General features: G+C 59.7%; 21 protein-coding genes. 11 read left to right on the top strand and 10 right to left on the bottom strand.

Annotated elements, in window-relative coordinates; genetic code table 11:
• Positions 1 to 99: 99 nt before the first annotated feature.
• From ACOTXT_RS20640 to ACOTXT_RS20610, 7 genes are all read right to left on the bottom strand, one after another.
• Positions 100 to 1,059 carry a LacI family DNA-binding transcriptional regulator gene (locus tag ACOTXT_RS20640; RefSeq protein ID WP_421625431.1) on the bottom strand — a complete coding sequence of 320 codons (960 nt, stop codon included), beginning with the start codon at positions 1,057 to 1,059 and terminating at the stop codon, positions 100 to 102.
• Between the two features lie 28 nt (positions 1,060 to 1,087).
• Complete coding sequence (locus tag ACOTXT_RS20635) at positions 1,088 to 2,494, bottom strand: sucrose-6-phosphate hydrolase (RefSeq protein WP_333165592.1); 1,407 nt, start codon at positions 2,492 to 2,494, stop codon at positions 1,088 to 1,090.
• Entirely contained in the window at positions 2,494 to 3,864 is a 1,371-nt protein-coding gene (locus tag ACOTXT_RS20630) for a sucrose-specific PTS transporter subunit IIBC (protein WP_008501693.1), read from the bottom strand. The genes ACOTXT_RS20635 and ACOTXT_RS20630 overlap by 1 nt, the downstream gene beginning before the upstream one ends.
• Positions 3,865 to 3,930: 66 nt before the next feature.
• Positions 3,931 to 5,448: a carbohydrate porin gene (locus tag ACOTXT_RS20625; protein WP_021240175.1), complete on the bottom strand. Its 1,518-nt coding sequence runs from the start codon at positions 5,446 to 5,448 to the stop codon at positions 3,931 to 3,933.
• 172 nt (positions 5,449 to 5,620) lie between these two features.
• Positions 5,621 to 6,511, bottom strand: coding sequence for an aminoimidazole riboside kinase (locus ACOTXT_RS20620; RefSeq protein ID WP_021240176.1), 891 nt, complete (start codon positions 6,509 to 6,511; stop codon positions 5,621 to 5,623).
• Positions 6,512 to 6,599: 88 nt separating this feature from the next.
• Positions 6,600 to 7,811, bottom strand: a complete 1,212-nt coding sequence (locus ACOTXT_RS20615) for a diguanylate phosphodiesterase (protein ID WP_039025256.1) — start codon at positions 7,809 to 7,811, stop codon at positions 6,600 to 6,602.
• Positions 7,812 to 7,906: 95 nt separating this feature from the next.
• Positions 7,907 to 9,388: an alpha/beta hydrolase gene (locus tag ACOTXT_RS20610; protein ID WP_333165596.1), complete on the bottom strand. Its 1,482-nt coding sequence runs from the start codon at positions 9,386 to 9,388 to the stop codon at positions 7,907 to 7,909.
• A 266-nt stretch (positions 9,389 to 9,654) separates the two neighbouring features.
• Here ACOTXT_RS20610 and ACOTXT_RS20605 point away from each other — a divergent pair, with 266 nt between their 5' ends.
• Genes ACOTXT_RS20605 through ACOTXT_RS20575 form a run of 7 tightly spaced genes read left to right on the top strand, consistent with a single transcriptional unit; the run spans position 9,655 to position 16,488 of the window.
• Positions 9,655 to 10,509 (top strand): MurR/RpiR family transcriptional regulator, encoded by an 855-nt coding sequence (locus ACOTXT_RS20605; RefSeq protein ID WP_008501698.1) that lies wholly within the window; start codon positions 9,655 to 9,657, stop codon positions 10,507 to 10,509.
• A gap of 12 nt (positions 10,510 to 10,521) precedes the next feature.
• A complete protein-coding gene (ddpX, locus tag ACOTXT_RS20600) occupies positions 10,522 to 11,097 on the top strand; it encodes a D-alanyl-D-alanine dipeptidase (RefSeq protein WP_181367396.1) in 576 nt (191 codons plus the stop codon).
• A gap of 15 nt (positions 11,098 to 11,112) precedes the next feature.
• On the top strand, positions 11,113 to 12,645 hold the full coding sequence (locus tag ACOTXT_RS20595) for an ABC transporter substrate-binding protein (RefSeq protein WP_333165599.1): 1,533 nt from the start codon (positions 11,113 to 11,115) through the stop codon (positions 12,643 to 12,645).
• Positions 12,646 to 12,667: 22 nt separating this feature from the next.
• Positions 12,668 to 13,690, top strand: coding sequence for an ABC transporter permease (locus ACOTXT_RS20590; protein ID WP_008501701.1), 1,023 nt, complete (start codon positions 12,668 to 12,670; stop codon positions 13,688 to 13,690).
• A complete protein-coding gene (ddpC, locus tag ACOTXT_RS20585) occupies positions 13,687 to 14,580 on the top strand; it encodes a D,D-dipeptide ABC transporter permease (RefSeq protein ID WP_139963989.1) in 894 nt (297 codons plus the stop codon). The genes ACOTXT_RS20590 and ddpC overlap by 4 nt, the downstream gene beginning before the upstream one ends.
• Entirely contained in the window at positions 14,580 to 15,566 is a 987-nt protein-coding gene (locus tag ACOTXT_RS20580) for an ABC transporter ATP-binding protein (RefSeq protein WP_333165602.1), read from the top strand. Before ddpC ends, ACOTXT_RS20580 begins: the two co-directional genes overlap by 1 nt.
• Complete coding sequence (locus ACOTXT_RS20575; RefSeq protein WP_008501705.1) at positions 15,559 to 16,488, top strand: oligopeptide/dipeptide ABC transporter ATP-binding protein; 930 nt, start codon at positions 15,559 to 15,561, stop codon at positions 16,486 to 16,488. Before ACOTXT_RS20580 ends, ACOTXT_RS20575 begins: the two co-directional genes overlap by 8 nt.
• On the opposite strand, the gene ACOTXT_RS20570 is transcribed toward ACOTXT_RS20575, so the two are convergent.
• Positions 16,485 to 17,234 carry an SDR family NAD(P)-dependent oxidoreductase gene (locus tag ACOTXT_RS20570; protein ID WP_008501706.1) on the bottom strand — a complete coding sequence of 250 codons (750 nt, stop codon included), beginning with the start codon at positions 17,232 to 17,234 and terminating at the stop codon, positions 16,485 to 16,487. The genes ACOTXT_RS20575 and ACOTXT_RS20570 overlap by 4 nt on opposite strands.
• 116 nt (positions 17,235 to 17,350) lie before the next feature.
• On the opposite strand from ACOTXT_RS20570, the gene ACOTXT_RS20565 reads away from it, so the two are divergent.
• Positions 17,351 to 18,256, top strand: a complete 906-nt coding sequence (locus ACOTXT_RS20565; RefSeq protein WP_044596480.1) for a LysR family transcriptional regulator — start codon at positions 17,351 to 17,353, stop codon at positions 18,254 to 18,256.
• A 23-nt stretch (positions 18,257 to 18,279) separates the two neighbouring features.
• Here the strand turns inward: ACOTXT_RS20565 and ACOTXT_RS20560 are convergent, their stop codons facing one another.
• Positions 18,280 to 18,708 (bottom strand): OsmC family protein, encoded by a 429-nt coding sequence (locus tag ACOTXT_RS20560; RefSeq protein WP_008501708.1) that lies wholly within the window; start codon positions 18,706 to 18,708, stop codon positions 18,280 to 18,282.
• Between the two features lie 115 nt (positions 18,709 to 18,823).
• On the opposite strand from ACOTXT_RS20560, the gene ACOTXT_RS20555 reads away from it, so the two are divergent.
• Positions 18,824 to 19,783, top strand: a complete 960-nt coding sequence (locus ACOTXT_RS20555) for a hypothetical protein (protein WP_333165607.1) — start codon at positions 18,824 to 18,826, stop codon at positions 19,781 to 19,783.
• 19 nt (positions 19,784 to 19,802) lie between these two features.
• On the opposite strand, the gene ACOTXT_RS20550 is transcribed toward ACOTXT_RS20555, so the two are convergent.
• Complete coding sequence (locus tag ACOTXT_RS20550) at positions 19,803 to 20,678, bottom strand: LysR family transcriptional regulator (protein WP_333165610.1); 876 nt, start codon at positions 20,676 to 20,678, stop codon at positions 19,803 to 19,805.
• A 110-nt stretch (positions 20,679 to 20,788) separates the two neighbouring features.
• Here ACOTXT_RS20550 and ACOTXT_RS20545 point away from each other — a divergent pair, with 110 nt between their 5' ends.
• Together ACOTXT_RS20545 and bdm are read left to right on the top strand one after the other, a co-directional pair.
• Entirely contained in the window at positions 20,789 to 21,640 is an 852-nt protein-coding gene (locus tag ACOTXT_RS20545; RefSeq protein WP_333165614.1) for a Vmh family MBL fold metallo-hydrolase, read from the top strand.
• Between the two features lie 232 nt (positions 21,641 to 21,872).
• Positions 21,873 to 22,088, top strand: a complete 216-nt coding sequence (gene bdm, locus ACOTXT_RS20540) for a biofilm-dependent modulation protein (protein ID WP_008501713.1) — start codon at positions 21,873 to 21,875, stop codon at positions 22,086 to 22,088.
• The last annotated feature ends 191 nt before the right edge of the window (positions 22,089 to 22,279 follow it).

Genomic DNA, 22,279 nt, shown 5'->3' with positions numbered 1-22,279 from the left:
CGGGTCTGGCGGCGTTTACTGGAAAACTCACTGTCGGCAAAAGTCAGTTGCTGGCTCATCCGGTTACTCATTCTGGGTTCAGGTTACAACACGATGATCTCACATCTCGGACTTATTCGCACCTTCCCTAATCAAATCAAAGCAGTGCCACGCCAGCTGTCGGTTATCCTGGCGGATGGTATCCACCGGGATCGTCAGCGAATCGTAGAGATAGTGATCGTCAAAACTGGCTAACCTGATATCGCTTTGCAGCAGGTTATGCTGGCCCATATAGCGCAGCACCCCTTCCAGCAACCCGCAGGCGGCGGCGAAGAGCGCTTTCGGCGGACGCCCCAGGCGGGCGCAGAGTTCAGCAAACATCTCGTAACCGGAGCTCGGGTGATAGTTGCCGTGAATGATCCACTCGGGGCGCAGCGCCACGCCGGCATCACGCAGCCCTTGCTTAAAGCCTTCAAGACGATCGCGCGTCGGGGATAAACGGGGCTGGCCGCCGAGGAAGTAGAATTCATCCGGATGCTGGCGCGCAATATCCGCCACCAGTTCGGTCGTCGGGGTGATGGAATCGGTGATCACCAGCGGCAGCGCGCTGTCGTTGATATGACGGTCAAACAGAACCACCGGCAGCTGCTCGCTCAGCTTATGGTAGTCCGCGTCGTTGAGCATGCTGGAGGCCACAATCAGCCCGTCCACCTGACGCGCCACCATGTTGTTCACCACCACCGTCTCCTGCCCCGGGTTTTCATCGCTGCAGGAGATCAGCAGCTGCACGCCCGCCTCGCGGCACAGCGTTTCCAGCTCGTGAGAAAAGACGGCAAAACCGTAGTTGGTGATCTCCGGGACCACCAGACCAATGGTGTGGCTGCGGTTATCGCGCAGCGACCGGGCGTGAATGCTGGGCTGATAGTGGTGCTCTTTTGCAATTGCCAGCACGCGCTCGCGCGTCTCTTCCGCCACGCGAAGCTCTTTGCTGCGGCCGTTCAGGACCAGGCTGGCGGTGGCTTTTGACACCCCCGCCAGCTCCGCGATGTCTTTAATGGTGACGCGTTTTGTTTTTCTCACAACGACTTAGATCCGGCTGCCAAAACCCTCATTCTATCATGCAGGCGCGCAGCGACCAGTAGCGTAATGTGATATCGGACGCACCTTCGAATCGCACCCGGGCCGGATGGTCAGGAAAATAGCGGCTGCTCATTACCCCTTCGCCATGGTTAATGAAGATTTCGACGCTGGAGCGGTCGCACAGGACGCGCAAATGACGGACGTCTCCCTGCCAGTAGCGGGCCAATGTTTCACCGGTTTTCAGGCTCGCGCGCTCCAGGCGCACGCCCTGCTCATCGAGCGTGATGCGCAGCGCGCCGGCAAAATCGACATTCACCTGCGATGCGCTCAGCTCAAACTCTAGGCGCGTCGCGTCCAGTTCGGGCGCGTCGCTGGCGCGCCCCTGCCAGTGCTGCTCATCTTCACGCAGCGCCGCCAGCTCGCGCGCCGGGGTCTGCCAGAGCCTGCCGTCGCGATAGCGCAATTCTCGCGGGCAGGTCATCTGGTGCATCCAGCCGTGCGCCCGCGTGGGCTGAAGCATCTCTTCCCCGTCCGGTACGCCCATCCAGCCGATCAGAATGCGGCGTCCATCTTCCGCCAGCGTGGTTTGCGGGGCGTAGAATTCAAAGCCCGCGTCCAGCTCGTGCAGCTCGCCGTGATCGAATGCGGCACTTGTATAGTCAAACGCCCCGCTCATCCAGGTAGCCGGATAGGTGTTAAGGTAGCGATGCGGCTCGGGCGCCAGCCCCTGCGGGCAGCAGATCAGGACGTGCGTCCCGTCGAGGGCAAACAGGTCCGGACACTCCCACATATAGCCCGCGTCCGACAGGCCGTTAACCCCGTGACCGGCGATCTCCCCGCAGGATGTCCAGGCGTGCAAATCGGCTGATTTAAAGAGCAGCACCTTGCCGCGCTTCTGCACATCCTGCGCGCCGAGCACCATGTACCAGTCCCCGTCGTGCCGCCACACCTTCGGGTCGCGCACGTGGCCGGTGTAGCCTTCCGGCAGCGCCAGCACCGGCCCCAGCTTCGTAAAGGTCCCGTCCGGCTGCTCCACGGCCAGGCACTGCCAGGCGGTGCGGCTACCGTCATCGAACTTGACGTTACCGGTGTAGCACAGGGTCAGTACGCCCTCGTTATTCACGGCGCTACCGGAGTAGCAGCCGTTGCGGTCATACGCCTCGTCGGGCATCAGCGCCAGCGGCTCATGCTGCCAGTGCACCAGGTCCGCAGAACTCCAGTGCCCCCAGCACTTAAAGCGGTGCTCGCAGTCCAGCGGGTTCCACTGATAGAACAGGTGATAGCGGCCAGCAAACCAGATAAACCCGTTCGGGTCGTTCATCAGCCCCGTCACCGGCGCGGCGTGCCATTGCGGATAGTGGCTGTCCGCCAGCGCCCGCGGCTGACCTGTCATAACGGCCTGCAGGATCGCAGGCCAGCGGGAAGGTAACGTCATTATTCAGAGTCCGTTTTATATTTCAGCAGCAGTGAGACGGTAAACGCCACGCCGAAGGCAATCACCATGCCGATAATATAGTTCAGCAGCGAGCTGGCCTGCACGATGGCCATGCCAGGAATGGCGGTCAGCCCGACGGCGGTCATGTACACGTGCACGGAGACCACCCAGGCCCCGCCCACCGCACCGCCAATCAGCGCGGCGATAAACGGCTTAACGAAGCGCAGGTTGATACCAAAAATGGCCGCTTCGGTGATGCCCAGCATTGCAGAGAACGCCGACGGCAGGGTAATGGCTTTGATTTTGGCATCTTTGGTTTTGAACCACACCGCCAGACAGGCGCCACCCTGCGCTACGTTCGCCATGGCCCAGATCGGCAGCAGGAAGTTAACGCCAATCGACGGATTCCCCAGCAGCCCGGCTTCAATCGCGTGGAAGCTGTGGTGAATACCGGTGATCACAATCACCGAGTAAAGTCCGCCGAACAGCAGACCGGCGAGCCAGCCCGCGTGTGCGATCAGCGTGCTCAGAATAAAGGAGATACCGTCCCCCAGAGCGCGCCCCGCCGGGCCGATAATCAGCAAGGCGATAAAGCCGGAGATGACGACGGTGAGGAACGGCGTCAGGATCAGGTCTAACGCATCCGGGATCGCGCGGCGCAGGTTTTTTTCCACGATGCTCATGAACCAGACGGCCAGCAGCACCGGGAATACCGTGCCCTGATAGCCAATCATCGCGATCTCAAGGCCGAAGAAGTTCATGGTGTGGAAGCCCGACGCCACGCCCCAAGCGTTGGTCAGCGCCGGGTGGGTCAGAATGCCGCCCAGCGTCGCGCCGAGGTACGGGTTACCGCCAAATTCGCGCGCGGCGGTGAAGCCAATCAGAATAGGCAGAATGATAAACGCCGCCGAGCTGCACATGTCCAGCATGATGTAGAGGGCGTTATCCGCATTGACCCAGCCGTAGGTTTTCACCATGCCGAGCAGGCCCATCAGCAGACCGGACGCCACAATCGCGGGAATGATCGGCACAAAGATGTTGGAGAGTAAGCGGGCAATGCGCTGGAACGGATTCAGCTTCCGTGCCGCCAGATCCGCGGCTTCCGATTTGCTGGATTCGCTAATCCCCGCCGCCTGAATAAATGCGGCGTACACCTTGTTGACCACGCCCGTGCCAAAAATCACCTGCATCTGCCCGGCGTTACGGAAGCAGCCTTTTACGCCGTCGACCTTGCCGATGGCCTGCTGATCCGCCAGCGCGTCATCAACCAGCACCAGACGAAGACGCGTTGCGCAGTGCGCCGCGCTGGCGATGTTTTCCTTGCCACCGAGCAGCGGAATAAGCTCGCGGGCGATTTGATTAAAATCCATAGATACCTCTGCCTGACTTCTTTTTATGATGTGCGAAACGCTCCCGCCTGGCGGGAGCGTGATGGGTTAAAACCAGGTTTCCATCTGGACCCCAAAGTTCCATTCCCCGCCGGCGTTGAAGCCGCTGCTGCCAAAGGCATCATCGCTGGCGTAATTATCCAGTTTGCTGCTCCAGTCCATCCAGGTGGCAAACAGGCGCAGTTCAGGACGGCTGAAGAAATCGCCGATTTTGCTCGCTTTTAACGTCGGCGCAAAGGTCAGCTTGTAGAAACTGCCGTTCACGGCGTTACGGTCCTTATAGCCCTCCGGGTTTAAATCCATGTACTGGTAGCTTCCCTCAAACGCCAGCGCGAAATTCTGGGTGACCTCTTTGATCAGGCGGGTGTTGAGCGTTACCCACTCATAGCTATCGCCCTTGACGTAGCGATCTTTACTGCTCTGTGCCAGAACGGCGGGCGCAACGCTCCAGCCACCGCCGATCGGCGTGACACCGTAACTTGCAAAGCGCCAGGTATCCGCCTCAGACAGCAGCGCGCCGTCGGAGCCGATGCTTTTCACCTCCGCACCCAGCCCGTGACCATACAGCAGCGCCGTTTTGGCGGTCCCTTCACGCAGGCCGTAGAAGCTCTCATTATGCAAGCCTACCAGGGCATGAACGCCATGATTGGCGGCATCCGTTTTAATCAGATCGCCGTTAGTGTCTTTACGGTCGTCGTTATCCTTCGCCCGCAGGCCGCTCACCATCAGCTGGAACGGGCCGGCGAAGTGGTTCATGCTGAGGATATAGTTCTGAACGTTGTTGTCGGTCTGCTCCACGCTGCCGAAGTTGCGGCCGTAAATGGAGAAGTTGCTGCGCAGCGAATCGTTCCACTTCACGTCGTAAACGCCGCCGCCGGTACCGGCCAGGAACACCACGTCGGAATCCAGCCAGTGGATATCAAAGTTGTCGCGGTCGAAGCGTTTACCCGCCCAGAAGGTGCTGCCCTTCAGCGCGCCGGTAAAATCAGGCAGGTTGCCCAGCTCCGCGAAGGCCTGACGAATATTGAGGTCGCTGGTATCGGCTGACCAGTCGTTATAGGTTCTCTGACCGTCGGCCAGCATCGCCTTGAAGCGCGTGGTCGCCCCGTTATCCAGGGTTTGCTTGTGCTCCAGGTTCAGCTCGACGTAGGTGTCGGCTTCGTTACCCAGACGCCCCACCGCACCGCCGGTTTCACCGGCTGGGGTCAGGTAAGGACCGCTTTTGCTGCTGGAGGCGGCATCGTTCATCAGCAGGCCAGAGCGGGCATAGCCGTGGAACTCAAACCCGCCGGTCTGATCCGCCTTCTTCTCCAGCGCGGTGGTGCGCTGCGCCACCTCCTGGGTTGTCGTTTGCGCCTGCTGCTGAGCGGCAACCAGCTGCTGCGTTTTTTGCTCTGCTGCCGCGGCGCGCTTCTCGGCCACCTGCGCGCGCGTTTCCGCGTCCTGAAGGCGCTGCTCCATCGCGGCAAGACGCGCTTCAATACTGGACATATCCGTCTGGGCAAAAACAGAGGTACTTCCGGCCAGCATGCCTATCATCACGGCAAGTCTGCGTTTTTTATACATTTTGTCGCATCCCTAAAAGAAGTCATTAAACGTGCTAAATTGCTAAACCGGTTTAGGTTGCTGATACTAAACCTGTGAATTTTGGATCGGCAATCTTTTTTGCTAAACCGATTTAGTAAGTGTGATCGAGGCGACAATTCAGGCCGCCGGGTGGCGGCCAGGAGAGGAGAAATTACAGGTCGTGCTGCCAGGGCAACGCGGTCATCGCCCCTTTGGCGGTGGTGGCCAGCGCGCCGCAGCGCTGGGCGAGCGCGATAACCGGCGTCAGGTCCTGTCCGGCGGCCAGCCCGTAGAGCAGCCCCGCCACAAAGGCATCGCCCGCACCGGTCGTATCGACGCACTGCACAGGCGTTGCCGGGTAGTGTTTTACGGTACCTTCATGCCACGCGGTTACGCCCGCTTTTCCCTGAGTGACCAGCACCAGACGCGCCGGGCAGCGCTGCATCAGCACCTCCAGACCAACGTTGACTTCCGCGCTGCCGGTGAAAAAGGCCAGCTCTTCTACCGAAAGTTTCACCACGTCGGCGCTTTGCAGGGCCTGCTCCAGGCAGCCATGCAGTGCGTTCTCATCCGGCCAGAGGTCCGGGCGAATATTGGGGTCGAAGCTGACGTAACCGCCTGCCTCACGAATGGCGGCCATCGCCTGAAACGTCGCAGTCCGGCTCGGCTCGGCGCTTAAGGCGATGGAGCAGACGTGCAGCCACTCCCCGGCGCTGAACGTCGGCAGGTCGTCGGGCTCGAGAAACAGATCGGCGCTCGGGCGCACCATGAAGGTAAACGAGCGCTCGCCGTGGTCGTCGAGATCGACCACCACCGTTGAGGTGCGGTGCGCCGGGTCAAGGCGCATCCACGTCACGTCAACCCGCTCGTCAGCGAGCGTTTTCGCCATAAAGCGCCCGAAAGGATCGTCGCCAACCCTGCCGATAAAGGCGCTCTGGCCGCCCAGCCGGGCAATACCGACCGCGACGTTCGCCGGCGCGCCGCCGGGACACTGCAGTAATCGACCTTCTCCATCGGGCAGCAAATCCACTACCGCATCGCCAAGTACCCAGATTTTCTTCATGTGATCCTCGTAGCTAAACAATGTTAAACCGTTTTAGCTATTTAAGCACAGGCCGGGCAAAGGGGAAATAACGGGAGGGAAAATTGGCTTACCGCACCAGATGCGGCCAGTGGATATCGCCGACGCCATTAAGCTGCGGCCGGGCAAAGAGGAATCCCTGAAAGCGGCGGATTCCGGCCGATTCGAGCCAGCACCACTCCTCAATTTTCTCGATGCCTTCGGCCACCAGGGTGATTTCAAGATCGGAGCAGCAGCTGATGATGGAGCGCACAATCGCCTGTTTTGGGCCGCTCAGGTGGATGTTGCTGACAATCTCACGGTCAATTTTAATTTTGTCCGGCTGGAAGCGGGTCAGCAGCGAAAGCCCGGCATAGCCCGAGCCAAAATCATCGATCGCCAGGCCAATCCCCTCGCCGCGAAGCTGCTTGATGGCGCTGTTAAACTGGTTGAGCCCGGAGATCATCTCGTTTTCAGTGACTTCAATGACCACCTGCTCCGGCTGAAGGCCATGTTTTTTAATCTGATCGACCAGAAATTCCACCGCGCCTGGGACATTTACCAGCGACATGGGCAGCAGGTTGACCGCGATTTTATGGCTACCAATGCCCAGCTTTTCCGCCAGCGCAAAGGCATAGGCTTTTGTCTGGAGATCGACTTCGTAGACGTTGTCCGGGTCGACGGTGCTGAAGAAATGCTCCGGGCTGCCGCCGTCGTTGCCGCGGATAAGCGCCTCAAGGGAGCTGATTTTCCCTTCCGAGGGCTCGACAATAGGCTGCAGCGCAAACTGACAGGTTTGCCCGGCAATCAGGCCCAGATGTTCGCCAAAGGGTAGCGCTTCGGTCGAGAGCGTCCATTTGTCCGCCGTGTAGCGTGCCCCCGACGGGGCCGGACGTTTACCGGTTATAAAGGTCTGAATAAATTTGAACACCCGATCGTCGGAGGTCAGATAGCTGTCCAGCTTGCTGTAGCGCAGCACCGACTGCAGCACCTCTTTCGGCGACTGCGTTTGCAGATCAAACAGCAGCATACCGACGTTTTCGAAGCGTCTGCGCGGACCATAGTCCCGCAGCAGTTCTACCACCCCGCTGTGCCGCTTGTCCTCGCGGATTTTATGGAACAGTTTGACCACACTCTCTTCCGACCCTTCGAGGATCTGCAGAACGTCGTTGCCTTTAGCAAGGAGGACGCCGGTAATGTCCAGTTTTACGTTGCGGCCCCTGGCGCGCTCCACCAGCTCCCGCAGTTCGGTGGACGGGCGGGATAAATTCAAGTGGCTTCGGTAGATCAGCGTCGTCAGCACAAAAAGGGGTTCCAGTGATAAAGAGAGGTGCCTTGAAGCTACTATGTAACATACTTAATCAATGCGACCTAACATATTCACGCCACAAGGGAACATTACTTTTTCTGGTCCCCGATCCGGCTGTTAATCCTCTCCTGCATATAGTCGTAGAACGGGTTCGAGGTGACCCGCATAAGCGCCTCTTTCCCGACGCTCAACACGGACGTCTCTCCCCACAGCGCAATCGTCCCCAGGCTGATACCGTAGCGGTTTTTCACCCCAGGTTCGCGACCATAGAGATCGTCATCCGGCGGGAACGGCACCGCAACGTGCGACAGGGAATAAACATCCTGCGGCCAGGACTGCGCAAGCGGCGCGACCGTCTCCTGCGTGCTGCCTGCCGGCGTGATTTTCGCCACCGTCGAGAAACTGTGCTCGCTGGCATTAGTGATAATCGTGACACCGTAACGTCTCTGCACGACCGGCAGCAGCGCCGTGGTGGCCGTCCAGGACGACGGTTTAAAGAGCGGACGGAAGCTCGCCGCCTGGTTGATATCAAACACTACCAGCTCGCTGCCGTTTGCCGGAAGCTGGTCAAACAGGCCGCTGACCACCGCGCGGGTACTGACCGTAGAGTCCATCACCGACTGGAACGCCAGCACCGGCGGCAAATTCGCCAGCCTGTTTTCCCGCGCCTCACGGCCAATCTGCTCCTGCAGGGCCTTCGTCAGCAGCCACGACTGGCGGGCGGCGTTCACCGGGAACGAGTTGTATTTATACGGATTATATTCCGGGGAGATATTCAGCCAGGCCGCTTTGGCAAACGGCGGCAACAGCGCAGGTAGCCCGGCGAATCCGGCGAACCGCGCAAAGGACGTCACGCCGATCATCGGTGAGAGCAGGATCATCTGCTGAGGCTTACGCAGCGCAGGGTCTTCCAGCGCATCGAGGGCATACTTCATCGCCAGCGCCCCGCCGTTGGAGTACCCCACCAGATGCAGCGGTACGTTATTCCCCGTCAGGCGCGTGGCTTCCCGCACGGCAAGCCGCGTCGCTGCCAGCCACATTTCCCAGTCCACGTCCGTCAGCGCACCGGGCGCGGTGCCGTGTCCGGGAAGACGCGGGACCACGGCCACAAAGCCGTGCTGCTGATAGTTCACGGCAAGGTGCCTGACGCTGTAAGGCGAGTCGGTCAGGCCGTGCAGCAGCACCACCGCGCCGCGGGGCTTCCCGGCTGGCATCAGCACAAAGGAGCGGTTGGCATCGGAGGCAAACTGGCCGGGCCACACCAGGCTCTGGCGGTAGTAGCGGTTTAACGGTGTTTGATCCTCGCCCGCTGTTTTCGCCGTCACCGCGTTATCCAGATCGGTGAAAATCGCCTTTTCACGGGCGAGGTACCCGGCAAAATCGGCGTTATCCAGCTCGCGCACGGACATCTCATCGCCCCGCCAGGTGTGCCACGGGTGCAGTTCCGGCCCCTGCTGCGAGAGATAGACCCGCACCGCCAGCAGGACGACCAGGACGATCCCCACGACCATCCCTGTTTTCTTTGCAAGCGCCACCAGGCGCACGCTGACTCGCCAGGGCCAATTCGCCATGCCGGGATCCCTTTTATGTTCACTGTCTTTCTATCTTATCAAAAATGTGAACGGGCTGACGTATTCACCAAATTCATCCCTGCCAGGTCAGCCAGTGCACCAAAAGTGAACTACGCTGCACAAATGTTGATCATTGGTTAACGAAACATTGCATGAAGTTTATTGCGCAGCGGGTTTTCGCCCTTCTGTGAACATGGCACGCGTCATGCATTGTTAACCCGGTAACACATATTCAGCTTTTGACAGCCTGTTAACAGCGAGGCGGTATGACGACGAAACCCGAGATGTTAAGCCGTATCGAGGCGACCTTCAGCCAGCTCACGCCCAGCGAAAAGCGGGTCGGAAGCTGGCTGCTGGCGCACGCCGCGCAAATCCCGTTTGAAACGGCGGAGAGCGTCGGGCTGGCAAGCGGGACCAGCGGGATCACCGTCGGACGCTTTCTGCGCAAGCTGGGATATCGCAACCTGGAAGATGCCAAAAAGAGCCTGCGCGATCCGTATCAGCCCTGGGGCATGAACGAGCGCCTCGACTCCTGGCAGCAGCAGCGCCCCCTGCCCAACCGCCTTCAGCACGCCCTGTCGCTGGAAGTGGACGCCATCACGCAGGTGTATCAGCTGGCGCAAACGGACGCTTTTCGTCAGGTGGTGCACCATCTGGCCCACGCGGACGCGGTCTTTGTGCTGGGGATCCAGTCCACGCGCGGGATCGCCAACGCCTTCTTCAGCCACCTTGAATACCTCCGCCCGCGCGTGAGCTATTCAGAGGGTGCATCCGGCAGTTGGGTGGAATCCCTTAACTCCGGGTTTGCGCACCCTTATGTCGTGCTGACCGATACGCGCACCTACTCCACGATGGCCCGCCAGTACTGCCGCGTCGCGAGCGAGAAAGGCATTCCGCTGGCCTTAATTACCGACATCTGGTGCCCGTGGGCGCGGGATTACCCGATGGATTTACTGCAGGTGAAAACCGATACCGGTCATTTCTGGGATTCACTTGCCCCCGTGAGCTGTCTGTTCAACCTGCTGCTGTCGGGCGTGGTGGAAGCGCTGGGCGATGCGCTCCCGGCGCGCCTGGCGGTAAACCGACAATTACAACAAGAGTTTGGTCAATTCGAACGCTAAAGGAGCGGAGCTATGCCCGTAGAGAGTGAACTGATTGATGTGGCGAAGACGTTCCCCACGCTGCATATCGATCTGAAGTACGCCACCGCCGACAACATCACAGGCCGCCCGATCTATCAGGAGACGCTGTGCCTGCTGCACACCGATGCCGCTACCGCGCTGGCTAAAGCCATCAGCATTGCCACGCTGGCCGGGCTGAAGCTGGTGGTCTACGACGCCTATCGCCCGCAGCAGGCGCAGGCCCAGCTGTGGGAGGCCTGCCCGAACCCGGAATATGTGGTCGACGTGGCGATTGGCTCTAACCACAGCCGCGGCACGGCCATCGACGTGACCCTGATGGACGAGCATAACGTCGTGCTGGATATGGGCGCCGGTTTTGACGAAATGCATGACCGCTCGCATCCGTATCACCCTTCCGTGCCGCCCCACGCCCAGCGCAACCGTCTGCTGTTGAACGCCATCATGTTCGGCGGCGGTTTTGTCGGGATCGGCAGCGAATGGTGGCACTTCGAACTGCCGAACGCCGCCAGCTACCCGCTGCTTGAGGACCGTTTTGCCTGTTTTCCCCTGACGCACACCCCTCTTTAAACCTGGAGCACTGCCATGAAAACATCGCTTCTCTCGACCGTCATTGCCGCCACGCTGGCCCTGAGTGCACCGCTGGCGCTGGCCGCCGTTCCGAAAGACATGCTGGCGATCGGTAAAGCCGCCGACCCGCAAACGCTCGACCCTGCCATCACCATCGATAACAACGACTGGACCGTCACCTATCCGTCCTACCAGCGTCTGGTCAAGTACAAGCCAGGCTCTACCGAGGTGGAAGGCGATCTGTCGACGGGCTGGAAAGCCTCCGACGACCAGAAAGAGTGGACCTTCACCCTGGCGGATAACGCCAAATTCTCCGACGGCACGCCGGTCACCGCCGAGGCGGTCAAACTCTCCTTTGAGCGCCTGCTGAAGCTCGGCCAGGGGCCGTCTGAGGCCTTCCCGAAAGATCTGAAAGTGGAGGCCGTTGATGAGCACACGGTGAAATTCACCCTCAGCCAGCCGTTCGCGCCTTTCCTCTACACCCTGGCGAACGACGGCGCCTCCATCATTAACCCGACGGTGCTGAAGGCCAATGCCGCGGACGACGCGCGCGGCTTTCTGGCGCAAAACACCGCTGGCTCCGGGCCGTTTATGTTGAAGAGCTGGCAGAAAGGCCAGCAGCTGGTGCTGGTGCCAAACCCGCACTGGTCGGGCGACAAGCCGCACTTCAAGCGCGTCTCGGTGAAAATTATCGGTGAGAGCGCGTCGCGCCGTCTGCAGCTTTCCCGCGGCGATCTGGACATTGCCGACTCCCTGCCGGTCGATCAGCTGGCGGCCCTGAAGCAGGAAGGCAAAGTCGCCGTCGCCGAATACCCGTCTCTGCGCGTGACCTACCTCTACCTCAACAACAGCAAAGCGCCGCTCAATCAGGTGGATTTACGCCGCGCGGTCTCCTGGGCGACGGACTATGAGGGGATGGTGAAAGGCATTCTGAGCGGCAACGGCAAGCAGATGCGCGGTCCGATCCCGGAAGGCATGTGGGGCTTTGACGCCACGGCCATGCAGTACAGCTTCGACGAAGCCAAAGCTAAAGCAGCCCTGGAGAAGGTCAAAGACAAGCCCGCCAGCCTGACCTTCCTCTACTCGGACAACGATCCAAACTGGGAGCCTATCGCCCTTTCGACTCAGGCCAGCCTCGGCAAGATCGGCATTAACGTCAAGCTGGAGAAACTGGCCAACGCCACCATGCGAGACCACGTCGGCAAAGGCGATTACGACATCGCCATCGGCAACTGGAGCCCGGATTTTGCCGACCCGTACATGTTTATGAACTACTGGTTCGAATCGGACAAGAAAGGGCTGCCGGGCAACCGTTCGTTCTATGAGAACAAAGAGGTCGATTCCCTGCTGCAGGCCGCGCTGAAAACCACCGACCAGGCGGAACGCACCAAAGATTACCAGCAGGCGCAAAAGGTGGTCATCGACGAGGCGGCCTACGTTTATCTGTTCCAGAAGAACTACCAGCTGGCGATGAACAAAGAGGTCAAAGGCTTCACCTTTAATCCGATGCTCGAGCAGGTGTTTAACATCGCCACCATGAGCAAGTAACCGTTTCGCCGGGGGAAAGTGTATGACGTTCTGGAGCATCGTGCGCCAGCGCTGCTGGGGGTTACTCCTGGTGGTGGCCGGTGTCTGTATTATCACTTTTATTATTTCACATCTGATCCCCGGCGATCCGGCCCGTCTGCTGGCCGGCGACCGCGCCAGCGACGACATCGTGCAGAACATTCGCCAGCAGCTGGGGCTGGATCAGCCGCTCTACGTTCAGTTTGGCCGCTACGTGGACGCCCTGGCCCACGGTGATTTAGGCACCTCCATCCGTACCGGACGCCCGGTTGCGGAAGACCTGAAGGCCTTTTTCCCCGCCACGCTGGAGCTGGCCTTTTGTTCCCTCCTGCTGGCGCTGGTCATCGGCGTGCCGCTGGGAATTTTATCGGCGGTGTACCGCAACCGCTGGCTGGATCACCTGGTGCGTTTGATGGCGATGACCGGGATCTCCACCCCGGCCTTCTGGCTTGGGCTGGGCGTCATTGTGCTGTTCTACGGGCACCTGCAAATCCTGCCGGGCGGCGGCAGGCTGGACGACTGGCTCGATCCGCCGACGCACGTCACCGGCTTTTATCTGCTTGACGCGCTGCTGGAAGGCAACGGCGAGGTCTTTTTCAATGCGCTGCAGCACCTGATTTTACCCTCGCTGACGCTGGCATTTGTGCATCTCGGCATCGTGGCGCGTCAGGTCCGCTCGGCAATGCTGGAGCAGCTTAGCGAGGACTACATCCGCACGGCCCGCGCCAGCGGCCTGCCCGGCTGGTATATCGTCCTGCGCTACGCCCTGCCGAATGCGATGATCCCGTCGATTACCGTGCTCGGGCTGGCGCTGGGGGATCTGCTTTACGGGGCCGTGCTGACCGAAACCGTCTTTGCCTGGCCGGGCATGGGCGCCTGGGTGGTGACGTCCATTCAGGCGCTCGATTTCCCCGCGGTGATGGGCTTTGCCGTCGTCGTTTCACTGGCCTACGTGCTGGTTAATCTGGTGGTCGATCTGCTTTACCTGTGGATTGACCCGCGAATCGGGCGCGGAGGTGCCGAATGATGTTAACGCAGGAAACGCCCGTCCCGGTGAAAACCGCCAGACAACGCATCAACTGGGCAAAGCTGTTCTGGATGCTGCGCCAAAGTCCGCTCACGATCGTTGGCGGCGGCATTATGCTGGTGATGCTTTTCATTATGGTGGCCGCACCGTGGATCGCTCCGCACGACCCGAACGCGCTGGATCTGACCGCGCGCCTGCAGGCGCCGTCCGCGCAGCACTGGTTTGGTACCGACGAGGTGGGCCGCGATCTGTTCAGCCGGGTGCTGGCGGGCAGCCAGCAGTCCATTACCGCCGGGCTGGCGGTGGTGGTAATTGCGGGCGGCATCGGTTCGCTGCTGGGCTGTCTGTCCGGCGTGCTGGGCGGGCGCGGCGACGCCGTTATTATGCGGGTGATGGACATTATGCTCTCGATACCTTCCCTGGTGCTGACCATGGCGCTGGCCGCCGCGCTCGGGCCAAGCCTGTTTAACGCCATGCTGGCGATTGCGATTGTCCGCATTCCGTTTTACGTCCGCCTGGCGCGCGGCCAAACCCTGGTGGTGCGCCAGTTTACCTACGTACAGGCGGCCCGCACCTTTGGCGCATCCCGCTGGCATGTGATCAGCTGGCATATCCTGCGCAACGCCCTGCCGCCGCTGATCGTGCAGGCGTCGCTGGACATCGGCAGCGCCATCCTGATGGCCGCCACGCTGGGGTTTATTGGCCTGGGCGCGCAGCAGCCGACCGCCGAATGGGGCGCGATGGTGGCCGTCGGCCGTAACTACGTTCTGGACCAGTGGTGGTACTGCGCGTTTCCCGGAGCGGCGATTTTGATTACCGCCGTGGGCTTTAACCTGTTTGGGGATGGCATCCGCGATCTGCTGGATCCGAAGTCAGGAGGTAAACAGTGATGACCGACCCGGTTCTCAAGATTGAAGACCTGCATCTGAGCTTCCCGATTTTCCGCGGCGAGGTCCACGCGCTGAACCACGTCTCGCTGGAGATCGGCAGGGGTGAAATTGTCGGCGTGGTGGGCGAATCCGGTTCGGGTAAATCCGTGACCGCCATGCTCGCCATGCGTCTGCTGCCGGAAGGCAGCTACCGCATTCATCATGGTCAGGTGAAATTACTCGGCGAAAATGTCCTGACGGCGTCCGAGAAACAGCTTCGCCAGTGGCGCGGCGCAAAGGTCGCGATGATTTTTCAGGAGCCCATGACCGCCCTCAACCCGACGCGGCGGATTGGCAAACAGATGGTCGAGGTGATCCGCCAGCATCAACCGCTTTCCCGGCGTGAGGCGCAGCAGAAGGCGATTACCCTGCTGGAAGAGATGCAAATCCCGGACGCGAAAGCGGTCATGGCGCGCTATCCGTTTGAACTCTCCGGCGGCATGCGCCAGCGGGTGATGATTGCCCTTGCCTTCTCCTGCGAGCCGGAGCTGATCGTCGCCGACGAACCAACCACGGCGCTGGACGTCACCGTCCAGCTGCAGGTGCTGCGCCTGCTGAAGCACAAGGCGCGGGCCAGCGGCACCTCGGTGCTGTTTATCAGCCACGATATGGCCGTGGTGTCCCAGCTCTGCGACAGAATGTACGTGATGTATGCGGGCAGCGTGATCGAGAGCGGCACCACGCAAACGCTGATCCACCAGCCCGTGCATCCCTACTCTATTGGCCTGCTGCAGTGCGCGCCGGAAAACGGCCAGCCGCGCGCCCCGCTTCCCGCCATCCCCGGCACGGTGCCCAACCTCAGCCAGCTTCCGCAGGGATGCGCATTCCGCGAGCGCTGCTTTGCCGCCGGGGCGAAATGCAGCGAAATGCCGCGCTTAGCGCCCACCGGCGCAGAGGGCCAACAGGCCGCCTGCTGGTATCCACAACGGGAGAAAGCCCATGTCTGATGTACTGCTGGAACTGGATAGCGTGCACGTGAACTTTGCGGCGCGCAAAAACTGGCTGGGCCGCGTGACGGAACGGGTCCATGCGCTCAACGGGCTCGACCTTGAGATCCGTCGGGGAGAAACGCTTGGCATTGTCGGGGAATCCGGCTGTGGGAAAAGCACCCTCGCCCAGCTGCTGATGGGCATGCTTAAGCCCAGCACCGGCGCCTGCCAGCGGGCGCACCACGCGGGCGGCATGCAGATGGTGTTTCAGGATCCGCTCTCCTCGCTTGACCCGCGCCTGCCGGTCTGGCGAATCATCACCGAGCCGGTGTGGGTGCAAAAGCGCAGCAGCGAGCGCGACCGCCGCCAGCTGGCTGAAAACCTGGCGCTGCAGGTGGGTATTCGCCCGGAATATCTCGACCGGCTTCCGCACGCCTTCTCCGGCGGGCAGCGCCAGCGCATCGCCATCGCCCGGGCGCTCTCGTCCGATCCGGATATCATCGTGCTCGATGAACCCACCAGCGCGCTGGATATTTCCGTGCAGGCGCAGATCCTCAACCTGCTGGTGACCCTGCAACAGCAGCGTAATCTGACCTACGTGTTGATCTCGCATAACGTCTCGGTGGTCCGGCACATGAGCGACCGCGTGGCGGTGATGTACCTTGGGCAGATTGTGGAGCTGGGCAGCGCCGCGCAGGTGCTTGGCGAGCCGCGCCATCCTTACACCCGCCTGCTGCTCGATTCGGTTCCGCGCACCGGTGAACCGCTGGATGAAACGCTGGCGTTACGCAAAACCGAGCTTCCCGGCAACCGCCGTCTGCCCGAAGGCTGTTTTTTCCGCGACCGATGCCCGATGGCCGCGCAGGGGTGCGAGCGTCCTCAGCCGTTACAGCCCTCTCGCGAGGGCCGTGACGTCCGCTGCTGGCGCAGTCTGGGTTAGATTTGCGCCATGCCGCCGTCCACGAACAGCTCGGTGGCGTTAATAAAGCTGGCCGCATCGGAGGCCAGAAACGCCACCGCTTTACCCACCTCACCCGGCGCGCCTAAACGGCCGAGCGGCACCTGAGCGGCCAGCGCGTCGTACAGCCCCTGGCGGTGTTCTTCCGGCACCAGGTCGCCAAGCCCCGGGGTTTTGATCGGGCCCGGGCTTACCACGTTGACGCGGATCCCGCGGCCCTGCAAATCCAGCGCCCAGGAGCGGGCAAAGTTACGCACGGCGGCCTTGCTGGCGCTGTAGACGCTAAAGTTTGCCGTCCCCTTAATGGACACCGTCGAGCCGGTCAGAATAATCGACGATCCGGCGGACAGCAGCGGCAGCGCCTTCTGTACCGTAAACAGCACCCCGCGGACGTTAGTGCCGAAAATCCGGTCAAACTGCTCTTCGGTTATCGCGCCCAGCGGCAGCATATCGCCGCCACCCGCATTGGCGAACAGAATATCGAGGCGGCCTTCTTCTTTGGCTATCCGGGCATAGACCTCGTCCAGGTCCGCCAGTTTTGACACGTCAGCGCGAATGCCCACTGCCGTTGAAGCAATTTCAGCCACCGCCGCGTCCAGCTCGGCCTGACGTCGTCCGGTGATGTACACCTTCGCGCCCTGTGCCGCCAGCTCCTGCGCCGTGGCAAGACCGATGCCGGTGCTGCCGCCGGTGACCAGTGCGATTTTTCCTGAGAGAGTCGTGTTCATGTCATTTACCTTTTGTTGGGTTTGCGTTGGACAAACTTTAGCCCTTGCGGGATTAGTGAAAAACCAGCAAAAATGAAAATGACTATTCACATACAGAAATAATCAGAGGGAGTCTCATGGATCAGCTCATGGCGATGCGTGCCTTTACCCGGGTGGTGGAAACCGGCAGCTTTACCCGCGCGGCGGACTCGCTGAACATGCCGATCGCCACGCTGAGCAAGCTGGTGAAATCGCTTGAGACGCATCTGGAGATACGCCTCCTGCACCGGACGACTCGCCGGGTGGTCGCGACGCCGGAAGGGATGGAATACTATGAAAAAGCGCTCAGGGTCTTGATAGATATCGAAGATATCGACACCGCGTTTCGCGTTTCCCGCGCGACGCCCAAAGGGCATTTGCGGGTTGACGTGGGCGGCTCCACCGCCCGGGACGTGCTTATCCCCCTGCTGCCGGACTTTATGCGGCGCTACCCGGATATCCGCATCGATCTTGGCGTGGCCGATCGTCCGGTGGATCTGATCAGCGGTAACGTAGACTGCGTGATCCGCGGCGGCCCGCTGGACGATTCGACCCTTATCGCTCGCCATATTGGTAACGCCGAAATGGTCACCTGCGCGACGCCGGGCTACCTGAAAAACCATGGCGTTCCAGCCTATCCACAGGAGCTGTGCAACGGCCACAAGCTCATTAGCTACCTCTCGCCCGTCACCGGGCGGGCGTTTCCCTTTCGCTTCAGGCGGCATGGCGAGGCGATGGAAATCAATATCCCCCATTATCTCGGCATAAATGAAAGTAATGCCCACCTGGCGGCGGCCGTGGCAGGATTGGGGATCGTGCAGACGTTTGAGTATTCGGCAAAGCCGTATTTGCAGGCGGGAACGCTGGCGGCGATTCTGAGCGACTGGCGCCCTGCCGCCTATCCGTTTCATGTGGTTTACCCTCAGAATCGACATCTGACGCACCGTCTTAAGGTGTTTATTGCGTGGCTGGCGGAGGTGTTTCCCGCCGCGCTGAAGGGATAGCCGGGCACCAGCCCGGCTGAGGCTTAGTTAAGCGTATAGTCCAGCGTAATTTCGGCTTTCAGTAGCTGCGAAACCGGACAGCCCGCTTTGGCTTTCTGAATAATACCGTCGAACTGCTGAGGGGCGATGCCGGGAACGGTCACCTTGCTCTTCAGGGCAACCTTGGTGATGGCAAAACCGCCGTCCGTTTTATCGAGGGAGACATCCGCGGTGGTGTCAATGGCGTCGGCGGTATAGCCCGCTTCGCCGAGCATCAGCGACAGCGCCATCGAGAAGCAGGCCGCATGTGCCGCGCCGATCAGTTCTTCGGGGTTGGTCCCCTTTTCACCCTCAAAACGGGTATTAAAGCCATAAGGCTGTTGATTGAGAACGCCGCTCTCGGTGGAAACCGTCCCTTTACCGCGCTTAATGTCGCCAGACCAGTGTGCCGAACCGTGCTTATGAATAGTCATTCTTGCTCTCCTTTTGGCTTACAAAGGGTTAAGTATAGACTACGCATCTGACTGCCCCTGGAACACAGACAATTCCGGGACTTACACCTGCTGTACCGACAAAAAGGATAAACTTATGGCGCTAAAAATCAGGATGGCCGTTGCGATCGCTACCCTCGCTCTATCGTGGTCTTTGCAGGCGAAAACGCCCGAGAACTTTATCTATACCAGCTCCGGCGAGCTCGACGCGGCATTCCCGCTCGTTACGCGAAGCGATATCGGCGGCGTACAGATCGTCTACAACTGGCGCGCGCTTGAGCCTGAGAAGGATCGCTACGATTTCTCGCGCATTGAACGGGATCTCGCGCGTCTTAAGGCTGCCAGGAAAAAGCTCTTCATCCAGATTCAGGACCGTTTCTTTGAGGCGGACGCGCGCTACGTGCCGGATTATCTGATGCACGATAAGCAATACGGAGGCGGGATTGCACCGCAGTTCGATAACCCCGGCGAAGGGAAGCCAGTCGGTTCAGGCTGGGTGGCGCGTCAGTGGGATCCCGCGGTGCGCCAGCGCTACCAGGCGCTGCTGGCCGCCCTCGCGAAACGCTTTGATGGCGAGGTATATGGCGTAAACCTGCCTGAAACCGCCATCGATCTTGACGAAAAAAATCCGCCCGCCGGATTTACCTGCGACAGCTATTTTGCGGGAGAAATGGATAACCTGGCCTTTGCGCGCAAGGCTTTTCAGAAATCACACGTGGTGCAATACGTGAACTTCTGGCCGTGCGAATGGGATAATGACCACAACTACATGGGGCGTCTTTTTGCGTATGCCAGCGCCAACAATGTCGGCCTCGGTGGGCCGGACATTGTTCCCAACCGCAAGGCGCATATGAAGAATGCCTATCCTTTCTTCCATAAAAATAAACAGACGCTGCCGCTTATCGCCATGGCGGTTCAGGAACCGACCCTGACCTATAAGAACCCTGAGACCGGCAAGCCCTTCACCAAAGCAGAATTTGATCGGTTCGCGGAAAATTATCTCGGGGCGGATATTATTTTCTGGAGCACGGCCTCCCCCTGGCTGAAGGCTAAGTAAACGACGGCAAACGCCGCGCTCATGCCAGATAGCGGGCCAGCTCATCAAGGAACGCCCGCAGCGCGGCAGGCTGGTATTCCCGGGACTGATAAATACCATGGATGGCCAGCGGCTTCGGCTCCAGCGCCGCCAGTACCGGCACCAGCCATCCCTTCTCCAGCGCGGTTTGCGCCTCACGCTCCGGCAGCATGGCGATACCGCAGTGCTTAATCGCCGCGTCCATCAGCAGCGAAGAGATGCTGGCGCTTAGGTTGCCGCTGACGGCCACGCTCAGGCTTTCTCCCTCCGGCGTCAGGAAGTGCCAGGACTGCCCGGCAAAAAAGCTGTAGTGCAGGCAGTTATGCCGGGCTAGTTCTTCGGGGCTGCCGGGCGTACCGTGCTGCGCCAGATAGTCCGGCGAGGCGCAAAGGACCGAGCGACACTCCCCCAGCCGACGGGCAATCATGCCGGGTTCAGGGTTATCGGTAATGCGTACGGCAACATCAATGCGCTCTCCCACCAGGCTGACCGGGTGGTTGTTCACGTCCAGCTCAATGCGCAGCTGCGGGTAACGCGAGAGCAGACCGGGCAGCACCGGCGCAATCAGGTGCATGGCGGTAAAGTGCGCGCAGGCCACCCGCAGGGTGCCAGACGGGAGATCTTTTTCCGACTGGCCTTCAATTTCCTGCGAGATCTGCGAGAGCGTCCGTGTTTTTTGCAGCACCTTTTCGCCTGCCGCGGTCAGCGTCAGCTTGCGCGTGGAGCGGTTTACCAGCCGCGTGCCCGCCCATTTCTCCATCTGCTCAAGGTAGCGGCTCACCATTGGGCGGGAAATACCCAGCGCCCGGGCCGCCGCGCTCAAACTTCCCAGCTCGCATATGCGGTTGTAAACCTGAGCGGCAATCACGCGATCCATATCAACTCCATCTGCTCGATTTATGAAACTAAGCATGTCTTGTTTCAGGAATTCTAGCAAATGCGAATTTCCGTACAATAGAGATATTCCTGAACAACAGAGACAACAGCATGAAATTCACTCACCTTGCCCTGCTTTCCACCCTTTCCACGCCGGCTGTTTTTGCCGCGCCGTTAAGCATTGATACCTATAACCCGCAGGAGAAAGGCATTTTCGCGGTCTCCTCCACGCTGGTCTCCGGCCCGAAAGAAGCGGTGCTGTTTGACGCGCAGTTCAGCGTGAAGGATGGCGAAGCGCTGGTAGAGAAAATTCGTCAAAGCGGTAAGACCCTGAACAAGATTGTGATCACCTCCGGCGATCCGGATTTCTATTTTGGCCTGCAGCCGCTGGTCAAAGCCTTCCCGAACGCCAAAGTGGTGGCCACGCAGCACGTGGTTGATCACATCAAGGCTACCAAAGACGCCAAGCTCGCCTTCTGGGGTCCGCAGATGAAAGACGGCGCGCCAACGGAGCTGGTCGTCCCGCAGGTTCTCGCCTCCACCACGTTTATGGTTGACGGGGAGAAGATCGACATCGAACAGCCTGACAGCTATGCGGCATATGTATGGATCCCGTCCGCAAAGACCATCCTCGGCGGCACTGGCGTAGCCTGGGGGATACACGTCTGGACGGCGGACACCCAGACAGCGGAAAGCCGTAAGCAGTGGCAGGAAACGCTGGTGAACATGGCGGCGCACAAACCCGAGCGCGTGATCCCGGGTCACTATCTGGGTACCCCGCCAGCCGGGACGGGTGCGATTGATTTTACCCGTGACTATCTCCAGCGCTTTGAAAAGGCCTTGTCCGTTCATAAAGATTCTGCGGGCGTCATCAGCACCCTGAAAAAACAGTATCCGAATCTGGCTGAAGAGAGCTCGCTGGAATTAAGCGCTAAGGTGAATACCGGCGAAATGAAGTGGTAATTTAAACGCTGCTCCTGCTATTTTTTCGAGATAGCAGGAGCACCGTCATAATATTCTCTCAGCGCCACGTCGATTTACCCCCGCATTTCAAAAGCACACAAAAGCATACACTTATGTCATTTTTATTTCTAAGATGAATCTGAGCCACAACCGGGAAAATATTTGCCATTCTGTTTGTGAATTAAATTTTTTGCGAGCCGTACCATTAAACAGACAACGACACGGAGGCAGCATGTTTACTTATTACCCGGCAAATACCGCAGCAGCACAACCTGAACTCGTTAACGCGATTGCACAGGGTCTTCACGCCGAGCACGGTGCTGTGACTGAAGATGACATTTTGATGGAACTCACCAGGTGGGTGGAATCGACAGATAATGACATCCTCAGTGACATCTACCAGCAGACCATTAATTACGTCGTCAGCGGGCAAAACGCACCCTTGTAAAAACCTGCTAAGCTGGATCTGCAACCTAAGGGGTTACATTTCGTTTGCGTAAGCAAACTGGTCCTTAAGGAAGTTGCGATTAAGTGGTCCGCAGCTCCCGATATGACGCCCCAAACCGTCCTTTATCGACGTCCTGTGGCTCAATTTTCCAATTTTCAGCCCAAAATCGTCTCTTCGTGGCTGATTTTGGC

Origin of the sequence: Enterobacter cloacae complex sp. IR5422 (genome assembly GCF_049238165.1) — a bacterium.
GTDB classification, from domain to species: Bacteria; Pseudomonadota; Gammaproteobacteria; order Enterobacterales; family Enterobacteriaceae; genus Enterobacter; species Enterobacter roggenkampii.
This window is presented reverse-complemented; position numbering and strand designations above follow the sequence as displayed.